This window comes from Verrucosispora sp. FIM060022, from assembly GCF_003977705.1.
GTDB classification, from domain to species: Bacteria; Actinomycetota; Actinomycetes; order Mycobacteriales; family Micromonosporaceae; genus Micromonospora; species Micromonospora gifhornensis.
The window spans coordinates 815,790-826,399 of record NZ_RQIV01000001.1; the positions used below are offsets into that span (position 1 = coordinate 815,790).

Sequence of the window (10,610 nt, forward strand, 5' to 3'; positions counted from 1 at the left end):
CCCGGCCGGGCCGCAACCCCCTCGCACTACCGCTTGACAGCGCTGATCAGGTACTGCACGCCGCCGAGGTCGGTCCGCTTGGCCCCGGAGGCGTCCGGGCCGAACTGGGTCACGTTGAACGCGATCTCCCGATCCGACGCGGTCGTCGCGGTGAACAGCAGCGAGAACTCCACCCGCTCGCCGGGGTTGAGCCGCAGGTTGCCGAGACTGGCCCGGGTGGGCTCGACGATCTCCACCTGGGTGCGGCCCACGGCGCGTACGCCGGTGCCGACCGCGCCGCCGGCCCGCCAGCGCTCGAACAGGTCCGGACCGAGGTCGACGACGACCCGCCCGCCGATGCCCTGCAACGGTTGGGTCGCCTCGAAGACCAGGTCGTTGGCGGACGGCACCCGCAGCGAGTTGCCGATGGCGAAGGGTCGCACGGCCGGATTCGTCTCACCGGCGCTGAGTCGCACCGAGTCGACGTTGCGCCACGCGATATTGTTGTTGTTCCTGGTGTTGGTGCTGATGTCCGGGCCCTCGGCGACCATCGGGTCGGTGTCGGACACCCAGCGCGCGAGCAGGCAGAAGTGACCCGGCCCGGGCACTCCCGTCCACGGGATGGTGACCGTCGTGACGCCCGCGGGCGCGGCGACGGTGGCCGCGCCGATGTGCGTCCAGTGGGCCGGCCAGGTCGCGCCGCCACCGGGGGTCGTCCGGTAGACGTGCAGCGTTCCGACGCTGGTGCCCGCGCCGTACGGCCCGGGATTGCGCAGCTTGACGAAGATGTAGTTGGTGATTCCGACGATCGGGTTCTGGCTGGTGGCACACTCCACGGGGGTCGGGCAGACCTTGATGTCGGGGCTGGCCCACAGCGGGTTCAGCGGGTGCGGCTGGAGCCCGACATCGCCGTCGACATCCTTGATGTAGACGTCGGTGCGGGCGGTCGGTGCGGCCCGGTCGGCGGCCGCGAGGGGCGCGGCGACGGCTGCGGTGACCGACAGCAGCCCGGCCAGCGCGGCGCCCGCGACGACGCCCAGGACCACCCTGCGGACACGTCTTCCTACACTGCTCATGACAGCGTTTCTCCCATCGACGGGGACTGGCCGACCCGGCGTTTCCGTACCGTGTCGGCGCGGTTACGCCTTTCCGGAGCCGGTGGCGAGCCGGAAAATACCGTCGTGGTGTCGTCGTGCTGTCAGATGGCGCGAAGAGCGGCAAACTCCTTCTGCGGGTGACCGACGGTCAGTCCGGTACGGCGCGGCAGGAGGCGCGGACGACCAGCTCGGTGGGAAGCCGGATGTGGATGTCGCGTTCCACCCCCGCGATCAGATCGACGAGCAGGCGCAACGCCTCGGCGCCCATCCGTTGTATCGGTTGCATGATCGTGGTCAGCGGCGGGTTGACCAGCGCCGACTCCGGCACGTTGTCGAAGCCGATCACGGACAGGTCGTCGGGCACCGACAGGCCCATGTTCCGGGCGACGTCGATCGTGGAGATCGCGGACAGGTCGTTACCGGCGAAGACCGCGGTCGGCCGGTCGGGGAGCGCGAGCAGTTCCGCGGCCGTGCCGGCGGCGCTCTCGATGCGGAACCCGCCGACGCGCACCAGCCGCTCGTCCACGGTCACCCCCGCGTCGGCCATGGCCTGCCGGAAGCCCGCCTCACGCAGCCGCGACGACTCCAGGTCGGCGCGTCCACTGATGTGCCCGATCCGGCGGTGACCGAGCGAGAGCAGGTAGTTGGTCGCCAGCACGGCGCCGGCGAAGTTGTCGGAGTCGACGGTGGGCAGCCCCGAGGGGCCGGTGTGCGGGTCGACGGCGACGACGTGGAAGCCCTGTTTGGTCTCCACCACCGTCGGCGTGACGATGACGGCACCGTCGATGAGCGTTCCGGACAACCGGGCCAGCGAGCGCCGTTCCCAGCCGACGGCCGTACCGGCCACGTCGCCGCTGGAGTAGGCGAGCAACTGGTAGCCGGTGCCGGTGACCCCCGCCGAGGCGCCCTTGAGCAACTCGGTGGAGAAGGGCTCGAACTCGGCCACGAGGATGCCCAGGACGTTGGTGCGGTGACTGCGTAAGCTCTGCGCGCCCAGGCTGGCCTCGTAGCCGAGCTGGTGGATGACCTGCTGAACCCGCTGGACGGTGGCCTGCGCCACGCCGTACCTGCCATTAACCACCTTGGATACGGTTGCCACGGAGACGCCGGCCGCGCGGGCCACGTCCGACATGTTGACACGCTGCGGGAACGCCACGCCGACGATGATAGAGGGCGGACGGGGCTCGATGAGCGGCGTATCGAAAACGTTATCGACACCGATTGACACTCGGTTACACGGCTGTAAAACTCCCCCGCAGGCCGAGCACCGCGACTGACTAGTCGAGGAGATACAGATGGCTATAAAGCGCCGCGTACGAACCGTCCTAGCGCTGTCCATCACCACCGCACTACTTGCCACCGGATGCAGCGGCGGCGAGTCCGAAGAGCCCGCCGAGAGCGAGCTGTACAAGAACCCGGTGACCCTGACCTGGTGGCACAACGCCAGCGAGGACGGTCCCGGTAAGGAGTACTGGCAGAAGGTTGCCAAGGACTTCAACGCGCTCCACCCCACGGTCACCATCGAGATCGAGGGAATCGAGACCAACCAGCTCCAGCGCACCCGGCTGCCCGCCGCGCTGCTGAGCAACGACCCGCCGGACATCTTCCAGGCCTGGGGTGGCGGTGAGATCCGCGAGCAGGTCGAGGCCGGCTACCTCAAGGACATCACCGAGCAGGTGAAGGACGAGGTCGCCAACATCGGCGGCGCCGCCGAGATCTGGGCCGTCGACGGCAAGCAGTACGGACTGCCGTTCCGGATGGGTATCGAGGGCATCTGGTACAACAAGGACATGTTCGCGAAGGCCGGCATCACGGCCCCGCCGACCACGTTCGACGAGCTCAACGAGGCCGTCACCAAGCTCAAGGCGATAAACGTCGTGCCGATCGCGGTCGGCGCCGGTGACAAGTGGCCGGCCGCCCACTGGTGGTACAACTTCGCGCTGCGGGCCTGCTCCGTCGACACCCTGAAGAAGGCCGCCAAGGACCTCGACTTCGAGGACCCGTGCTTCCTCAAGGCCGGCGAGGACCTGAAGGCCTTCATCGACACCAAGCCGTTCCAGAACAACTTCATCGCCACCCCGGGTCAGAACGACCCGACCAGCGCCAACGGCCTGCTCGCCAACGGCAAGGCCGCCATGGAGCTGATGGGCGACTGGAACAAGGGCACCCTGGACAACGTCGCCGAGGACCAGGAGGCGCTGAACAAGTTCATCGGCTGGTTCCCGGTGCCGGCGATCAGCGGCTCGCCCGGTGACCCGAAGGCGGCCCTCGGTGGCGGCGACGGTTTCGCCTGCGCCAAGAACGCCCCGGCGGAGTGCGTCGAGTTCCTCAAGTACCTCGTCAGCCCCGAGGTGCAGAAGGGCTACGCCGAGACCGGCCAGGGCCTGCCTGCCGCCAAGGGTGCCGAGGACGGTGTCAAGGACCCGGCGCTGCGCTCCATCCTGGAGGCCACCACGAGCGCGACCTACGTTCAGCTCTGGCTGGACACCGCCTTCGGCAGCACCGTCGGCAACGCGATGAACGACGGAATCGTCGCCATCTTCGCGGGCAACGGGACGCCGCAGCAGGTCGTCGACGCGATGAAGTCGGCCGCTCGCAAGTGAGCTCCGTGAACCAGACCCTGAACCCCGCCGGCGGCGTGTCCGCGCCGCCGGCGGGGCTCCGGCCCGCCGATCGGAAATCCGGCCGGGCCCGCGAGACGCGACGCAAGTGGTACGAGATCATCGGGCTCACCACCCCGGCGATCATCGTGTACGTGATGTTCGTCCTGGTGCCGATCGGCTTCGCCTTCTACTACAGCCTGTTCCGCTGGCGTGGAGTCGGACCGCCCACCGATTACATCGGCTTCGACAACTACGTCATGGCCTTCCAGGACCCGATCTTCCTGGACGCGTTGCGCAACAACGCGTTCATCGTGTTCGGATCGCTGCTGATCCAGGGCCCCATCGCGCTGGGCGTCGCCCTGCTGCTCAACCGCCACTTCCGCGGCCGTACGGTGTTCCGCCTGCTGGCGTTCGTGCCGTACGTGCTGGCCGAGGTCACCGTCGGCATCATGTGGAAGCTGATCCTGACCGAGAACGGCACGTTCGACGCGCTGCTGCGCTCGATCGGGTTGGGCGGTCTGGTGCAGGCGTGGCTCGCCGACCTCGACTTCGTCATCTGGACGCTGCTGTTCGTCCTCACCTGGAAGTACGTCGGGTTCGCCATCATCCTGCTGCTGGCCGGGCTCTCCAACGTGCCGCAGGAGTTGAGCGAGGCCGCCCAGATCGACGGGGCGAGCTGGTGGCAGATCCAACGCCACGTCACCCTGCCGCTGCTGGGCCCGACCATCCGGATCTGGATGTTCCTGTCCATGATCGGCTCGTTGCAGGTCTTCGACGTGATCTGGGTGACCTCGGTGCCGGCGGTACGGTCGCTCGGCGCGTCCGCCACCATGGCCACCTACATGGTGGACAACGGCTTCTTCGCCCGACTCTGGGGCTACGGCAACGCGATCGCGGTGATCCTGTTCGTCATCTCGTTCGTGGCGGCGGTGTTGTTCCAACGCTTCCTGCTCCGCCGCGACATCGAGGGCGCCATCACCAGAAAGGCAAAGTGACGTGACGACCGCGAACCCCGTTCTGTCGCCCGCCAAGCGCCGCCCGGTGTCCTGGGGCAACCCCCTGACCTACGCCTTGGCGCTCGCCGTCGCGGCGGTGTCGATCACGCCGGTGATCTACGTGGTGATCGGTGGTTTCCGCACCACCCCGCAGATCGTTGCGAACCCGGCGGGCATGCCCGACCCGTGGGTCTTCGACAACTACATCCGGGTGCTGACCCAGGGCAACTTCTGGCGGCAGGCGTTCAACAGCGCCGTGGTCTCCCTGGGCACCACGCTCGGGGTGGTGGCCCTCGGGGTCTCCGCCGCGTTCGTGCTGGCCCGGTACACCTTCCGCGGGCGTGAGGTGCTCTACACCTTCTTCACCCTCGGACTGCTGTTCCCGGCCGGGGCGGCGATCCTGCCGCTCTACCTCATGCTGCGTGACCTCGGCCTGATCAACTCGTACTATGCGGTGATCCTGCCGCAGGTCGCGTTCTCGCTGCCGCTGACGATCGTCATCCTGCGACCGTTCCTGTCGGCCATCCCCCGTGAACTGGAGGACGCGGCGGCGATCGACGGCACCGGCCGGCTCGGGTTCCTCTGGCGCATCATGCTGCCGCTGTCGCGGCCGGCGCTGGTCACCGTCGGCATCCTCGCCTTCGTCACCAGCTGGAACGCCTTCCTCCTGCCATTGCTCGTGCTCGGTGACGCCAGCCTGCACACCCTGCCGCTGGGCGTGCAGCAGTTCTCCAGTCAGTACAGCTCCGACACGGCCGGCATCCTCGCCTTCACGTCGCTGGCGATGCTGCCAGCCCTACTGTTCTTCACCTTCGCCGAAAAGCAGATCGTCGGAGGCCTGCAAGGTGCGGTCAAGGGCTGAGCGGCAGCCGCACAAGCTCCAGAAATGGAAGGCACAGCATGACTGAGGTCCGTCAAGTGGTGGGCGCGTCGGCGCCGGCTCAACCAGGTCCGCGCCACGACCGGCCGGACGGGCGGGACGGGCCAGACGGCGAGTCGCGCGTACGTGAGCTGCTCGGTCGGATGACGATCGAGGAGAAGATCGCGCAGCTCGTCGGGTTCTGGGAGAAGGAGGACGGCGAGGCGGTCGCCCCGCTGCAGGGCGAGTTCGGCGACGTCGGCCGGCTGGAGACCTTCTCCCGGCACGGTCTGGGTCACCTCACCCGACCGTACGGCACCCGTCCGGTCGACCCCGCCGCCCGCGCCTCCTGGCTGTGGAAGTTCCAGTCGGAACTGGTCACCGGCACCCGGCTCGGCATCCCGGCGATCGTGCACGAGGAGTGCCTGACCGGGTTGTCGGCCTGGAAGGCGGCCACCTTCCCCACTCCGCTGGCCTGGGGCGCCGCGTTCGATCCGGATCTCGTCACCGAGATGGGCGCGGCGATCGGGACGGTGATGCGTACCCTCGGCATCCACCAGGGGCTCGCCCCGGTGCTGGACGTCATTCGGGACCCGCGCTGGGGTCGGGTCGACGAGTGCATCGCCGAGGACCCGTACCTGGTCGGCACCCTCGGCACGTCGTACGTGCGCGGCCTGCAGTCCGAGGGGGTGCACGCGACGCTGAAGCACTTCGTCGGCTACTCCGCCTCCCGGGCCGGGCGCAACTTCGCCCCGGTGCACGCCGGTCCCCGCGAGATCGCCGACGTGCTGCTCCCGCCGTTCGAGATGGCGGTCCTCGACGGCAACGTACGCTCGGTCATGCACTCGTACGCCGAGATCGACGGCGTGCCGGTCGCCGCCGATCCGACCCTGCTGACCGAGTTGCTGCGCGACCGGTGGGGCTTCGACGGCACCGTGGTGGCCGACTACTACGGCGTGGCGTTCCTGAACCTGCTGCACCACGTCGCGGAAGACCACGCCGAGGCGGCCGTGCAGGCGCTCACCGCCGGTGTCGACATCGAACTGCCGACCGGCGACGCCTACCTGACCCTGATCGAGTCGGTGCGTACCGGCCGGATCGACGAGGCCCTGATCGACCGGTCGGTGCTGCGGGTGCTGCGCCAGAAGCTCGAACTGGGTCTGCTCGACGCCACCTTCGACGACGAGCCGGCGCAACAGATCGACCTCGACTCGCCCGAGCACCGGGCGATCGCCCGTCGGCTGGCCGAGAAGTCGATCGTCCTGGTCGCCAACCAGGGGGTGCTGCCGCTGCCGGCGGGGCGTCGGGTGGCGGTCATCGGCCCGAACGCCGACCGCGAGGCGGCGCTGTTCGGGTGCTACTCCTTCCTCAACCACGTGCTCGCCCAGCATCCCGGTGTGGAGACCGGCATCGAGGTGCCCACGGTGCTCGACGCGCTGCGGGTCGAGTTCGGTGCCGAGCAGATCACCTCGGCGGCGGGCTGTGCCGTGGACAGCGAGGACCGGTCCGGCTTCGCCGAGGCCGTCGCCGTGGCGTCCGAAGCGGACGTCGCCGTGCTGGTCGTCGGTGACCACGCCGGCCTGTTCGGGCGCGGCACCGTCGGCGAGGGCTGCGACCGGGACGACCTGGAGTTGCCGGGCGTGCAGCGTCAACTCGTCGAGGCCGTGCTGGACACCGGTACCCCGGTCGTCCTGGTGCTGCTCAGCGGGCGGCCGTACGGGGTGGGTTGGGCACTGGACCGCTGCGCGGCAGTGGTGCAGGCGTTCTTCCCGGGCGAGGAGGGCGCCGGGGCGATCGCGGGCGTGCTCTCCGGGCGGGTCAACCCGTCGGGCCGGCTGCCGATCACCCTGCCCAGCTCGGCGGGGGCGCAGCCGTACTCGTACCTGCACCCCACGCTGGGGGAGGGCAACGAGGTGACGAGCCTGTCGGCGGCACCCGTGGCGCCGTTCGGCCACGGCCTGTCGTACACCACCTTCGCGTACGCCGACCTGACCGTGTCCGACACCGTGCCCACCACCGGCACGCTGCACGCCAGCGTCCGGGTCACCAACACCGGCGCGGTCGCCGGTGAGGACGTGGTCCAGCTCTACGGCCACGACCTGGTGGCCTCGGTGACCCGGCCGGTGGCGCAGCTGCTCGGGTACCGCCGGATCCACCTGGAGCCGGGGGAGTCGGTCACGGTCGAGCTGTCCGTGCCCACCACCCGACTGGCCTTCTCCGACCGCACGCTCACCCGGGTGGTGGAACCCGGCGACGTCGACATCTGGGTCGGCACCAGCGCCCACCGCGCCGCCCAGGCCCGTACCGTCCTGGTCGGTGACCTGGCCCCGGTGACCACCTCCTCGGCCCGCTGGACCACCTCGCAGCTGCGCTGACCACCGCCCGGACCCTGGTGCGTTCCCTCCCAGGCCACGCACCAGGGTCCGGCTGGTCAGCGCCGCTTCTTCGGCTTGGCCCCCACCTTCGGCGCTGGTGACGCGACGGCGTCGGTGGCTGCCGTCGGGGCGGCGACGCCGTTGACGGGCGGCGGCGGGTACTTACGGAGCACCCAGGTCTGCTGCCCGAGGGAGAACAGGTTCGTGGTGACCCAGTAGATGATCACGCCGATCGGGAAGATCAGACCGGAGACCAGCAGCGACAGCGGAATGCCGTAGAGCATCAACCGCTGCACCATCTTCTGCTGCGGATCCTCGGCCCAGCCGGTCCGCAGGATCATCTGTCGGCTGCTCAGGTAGGTGGTCGCAATCATGATCACGATCAGGATGGCGGCGACCACCCGGACCGTGACTCCGTCCGCGCCGAGCAGCGCCAGCTCCTGCGTGCCGGAGCGGAAGTTGGCGGCGATGGGAGCGCCGAACAGGGTCGCCGTCGACGCGCTGTCGAACTGGGTGACCGTCCAGCCGTACAGCGTCTTCATGTGCTCCGGCATCGACGGCTTGAGGTGCCGCAGCACGTGGAACAGACCGAGGAAGACGGGAATCTGCACCAGCATGGGCAGACACCCCATCAGCGGATTGGCCTGCCCCGCCCGGTACAGCTCGACAAGCTCCTTCTGTAGCGTTTCCCGATCGTCCTTGTGCTTCTCCTGCAGCGCCTTGATCTGCGGCTGCAACGCCTGCATCGCCCGCTGCGCCTTGATCTGCTTGACGAAGACCGGAAAGAGTACGGTCCGGACGGTGAGCACCAGGAAGACGATGCCGAGCACCCACGACCAGTTGGTGCCGAGCAGCGGTGCGTCGTCGAAGACCAACTGCCAGGCGCCGTGCCAGAACAGCAGGATCGCGGAGATGCCCGCGTAGATCACCGCCATCAGCGGGCTGAACAGCGTACTCACCGGCAGCCTCCGGTGTGCTGTGCGTGGCGGGTGGGCGAATTGGACATGGTGCACCTCTCGAAGAACGACCGACGACTGACAACGGGCAGGAACCAGTCAGGTGCGGTCGCCGTCGAGCGGCAGAGAAGGCTCAGGCGACCGCGAGGGTCGCCGTCGGGGCCCTGGGACGGGCACGGCCGGCCGCGTCCGGATCACGGTGCCGGGGTACGCCGGTGCGGCGGGTGCGTTCGCGCATCATCCGGCGGGTGACCCGCAGCTCGGCCGGGGTGACCACCCGGCGGAGCAGGTTCGCCGCGGAGAGCACCACCGTCAGCAGTACGCCGGTTGCCGCGGCGGTGCCGGTGACCAGGCCGGTGGCACCCGCGTCGGCGAGAATGCCGACGAGGTACCAGAGCATGCCGAGCCCGATCACAGGACAACCATAGCCGCCAGGCGCGACCAGCAGGGTCCCCGAGTGCCGGCCGGGTGTCCCCGAGGGCGGGATCGTTGAGACACGCGCTAGCGGTGCGGATCGGGTTCGGCGCGCAGGGCCGCGGTGGCGTGGATCGCCTTGACGATCGCCGGGATCGCGCCGATCAGCAGCACCAGGGCCCAGATGATCGCGATCACGGCGAAGACGATCGCACCGAGGTCGTCGAGGATGCTCACCAGGATCACCGGCACCAGGTGGTGCAGGAACTCCAGCACCACCGTGCAGAGCAGGCTGGTCCCGATCAGCAGCACCAGGCCCTTGTTCTGGATGAACTTCGGCTGGGCGAGCAGCAGCAGGCCGGCCCAGGCCAGCTTGAGCAGCAGCACCAGGCCGAGCAGGACGGCCGAGTCCCCGACCGGGAAGAAGCCCCACAGCGCCAGATAGGCGAGCGTGCCGAACGGCGGGGCCAGGAAGAGGGAAACCATGATCGACAGTTCGACGAAGGCGATCACCAGGGCCAGGATCGCCACGATGATCAGGACGATCGAGAAGATCAGGGTGGCGACTCCCTGAACCCGCCCGTGGATCCGTTCGGGGAGCACCAGTCCCAGGCAGAACAGCCCGGTGGTCCACAGCGCCGCCGCGTCGACGAGCGCCAGGTAGCCGGTGCCCCGCCCGGACGGCTCGCTGACCCCGCTCACGTCGGACACCTCGACACCCAGGTCGGCGGCGCTGCCGGCCAGCGCCGCCCCGGCGTCCGAGCCGCCCAACAGCAGCCCGGCACCGACCTCGACGCCGACCGCCAGCACCAGGGCCAGCATGGCCAGCAGCAGGAACGGCCTGCGTAACGCGCCCATCAGGTCCCCTCGCTCTCACTGCGTGCTGATCGTGACCAGGCAGCCGGTGGGGCAGCGCAGCGTCACCGTGGCCGGACGGTCCACGGCGATCCGGGCCACCGCCTCCGTGCCGTCCTGCTCCGGGGTGACCGTGTCGGTCACGGTGACGTCGGCGTCACCGGGTGCCGGCGCCTCGACGGTGAACCCTCCCGGGCTGCGCAGGATCAGCGTCCGCAGTCGGCCCGGGTCGGCGACCCGCAGCTCACAGTCACCGACCACCGCCAGTCGCCCCGGCGCCTCGACGCATTCCGCCTCGACCGTCGCCGGATCGACCGCGCCCTGCCCACCACCGCCCCGCCCGAGCCACTCCACGAGCGAGTGCCGCCCCGCCGGGTCCCCCCGCTCACCCCGACCCCCACCCACCGCCACCACGAACAACACCACAAGCAACACGCCCAGCCCCACCACCAGCACCTTCTGTCTCCCACCCATCCC

At 69.4% G+C, this 10,610-nt stretch carries 10 protein-coding genes; 4 read left to right on the plus strand and 6 right to left on the minus strand.

Features of this window, described 5'->3' with window-relative positions; translation table 11 throughout:
* Positions 1-26: 26 nt before the first annotated feature.
* On the minus strand, positions 27-1,055 hold the full coding sequence (locus tag EG812_RS03490) for a hypothetical protein (protein ID WP_043721303.1): 1,029 nt from the start codon (positions 1,053-1,055) through the stop codon (positions 27-29).
* 169 nt (positions 1,056-1,224) lie between these two features.
* Positions 1,225-2,232, minus strand: a complete 1,008-nt coding sequence (locus EG812_RS03495; RefSeq protein WP_043721301.1) for a LacI family DNA-binding transcriptional regulator — start codon at positions 2,230-2,232, stop codon at positions 1,225-1,227.
* Between the two features lie 139 nt (positions 2,233-2,371).
* On the opposite strand from EG812_RS03495, the gene EG812_RS03500 reads away from it, so the two are divergent.
* Genes EG812_RS03500 through EG812_RS03515 form a run of 4 tightly spaced genes read left to right on the plus strand, consistent with a single transcriptional unit; the run spans position 2,372 to position 7,908 of the window.
* Positions 2,372-3,679, plus strand: a complete 1,308-nt coding sequence (locus EG812_RS03500; RefSeq protein WP_013734541.1) for an ABC transporter substrate-binding protein — start codon at positions 2,372-2,374, stop codon at positions 3,677-3,679.
* Between the two features lie 5 nt (positions 3,680-3,684).
* Complete coding sequence (locus EG812_RS03505) at positions 3,685-4,674, plus strand: carbohydrate ABC transporter permease (RefSeq protein ID WP_232510823.1); 990 nt, start codon at positions 3,685-3,687, stop codon at positions 4,672-4,674.
* A gap of 1 nt (position 4,675) precedes the next feature.
* Positions 4,676-5,536 carry a carbohydrate ABC transporter permease gene (locus EG812_RS03510; protein ID WP_013734539.1) on the plus strand — a complete coding sequence of 287 codons (861 nt, stop codon included), beginning with the start codon at positions 4,676-4,678 and terminating at the stop codon, positions 5,534-5,536.
* 38 nt (positions 5,537-5,574) lie between these two features.
* Entirely contained in the window at positions 5,575-7,908 is a 2,334-nt protein-coding gene (locus EG812_RS03515) for a beta-xylosidase/alpha-l-arabinosidase (RefSeq protein ID WP_126710727.1), read from the plus strand.
* Between the two features lie 56 nt (positions 7,909-7,964).
* Here EG812_RS03515 and yidC read toward each other — a convergent pair whose 3' ends face one another.
* The 4 genes from yidC to EG812_RS03535 form a co-directional block, all read right to left on the minus strand.
* Positions 7,965-8,843, minus strand: a complete 879-nt coding sequence (yidC, locus tag EG812_RS03520; protein ID WP_126711100.1) for a membrane protein insertase YidC — start codon at positions 8,841-8,843, stop codon at positions 7,965-7,967.
* Between the two features lie 154 nt (positions 8,844-8,997).
* Positions 8,998-9,279 carry a DUF6412 domain-containing protein gene (locus EG812_RS03525; RefSeq protein WP_126710728.1) on the minus strand — a complete coding sequence of 94 codons (282 nt, stop codon included), beginning with the start codon at positions 9,277-9,279 and terminating at the stop codon, positions 8,998-9,000.
* Between the two features lie 86 nt (positions 9,280-9,365).
* The gene (locus tag EG812_RS03530; protein ID WP_126710729.1) at positions 9,366-10,136 is read right to left on the minus strand and encodes a hypothetical protein; all 771 of its coding nucleotides are present in this window, start codon (positions 10,134-10,136) and stop codon (positions 9,366-9,368) included.
* Between the two features lie 15 nt (positions 10,137-10,151).
* Positions 10,152-10,607: a hypothetical protein gene (locus EG812_RS03535; RefSeq protein WP_126710730.1), complete on the minus strand. Its 456-nt coding sequence runs from the start codon at positions 10,605-10,607 to the stop codon at positions 10,152-10,154.
* Between the last annotated feature and the right edge of the window lie 3 nt (positions 10,608-10,610).